This window comes from Enterococcus thailandicus, from assembly GCF_001886265.1.
Classification (GTDB): domain Bacteria; phylum Bacillota; class Bacilli; order Lactobacillales; family Enterococcaceae; genus Enterococcus_B; species Enterococcus_B thailandicus.
The window spans coordinates 1-396 of the sequence record NZ_JXLE01000053.1 but is presented as its reverse complement, the minus strand read 5'-3'; the positions used below and the strand labels follow the sequence as shown (position 1 = coordinate 396).

The following is a 396-nucleotide window of genomic DNA, read 5'->3' as shown; positions in this document are numbered from 1 at the left end:
ATTATTCATTTCATTGAAAAGCATAAAAAACAGTTGTCAATCTCTAAGTTGACACGGTTATTTGGATTATCAAGAAGTACTTTCTATAGAAACAGGAAGCTGAAACCTTTAAGTTTAACATCTGTCGAAGAACGAATTCATCAATTGGTTCAAGAAAATCATTTTTTATTTGGTTATCGAAAAATACATGCCCTTTTGAGTCGCGAACTCGTGATTGGTATTAACAAAGTAGCGCGTATTATGAAACACAGAGGCTGGAATTGTATAGCAAAAATCAAAAAATATCGTCATACAGGTCCTCAGCACAAAGCTTTTGACAATCTTATCCAAAAGAATTGGAATGCCAAACGCCCCTTACAAAAATTAACGACAGATATTACGTACCTTCCTTTCGGA

The 396-nt window shown here is 34.1% G+C and carries 1 protein-coding gene; it reads left to right on the top strand.

Features of this window, described 5'->3' with window-relative positions:
• On the top strand, positions 1-396 hold a 396-nt coding region (locus RV17_RS13050; RefSeq protein ID WP_169819352.1), incomplete at both ends, for an IS3 family transposase.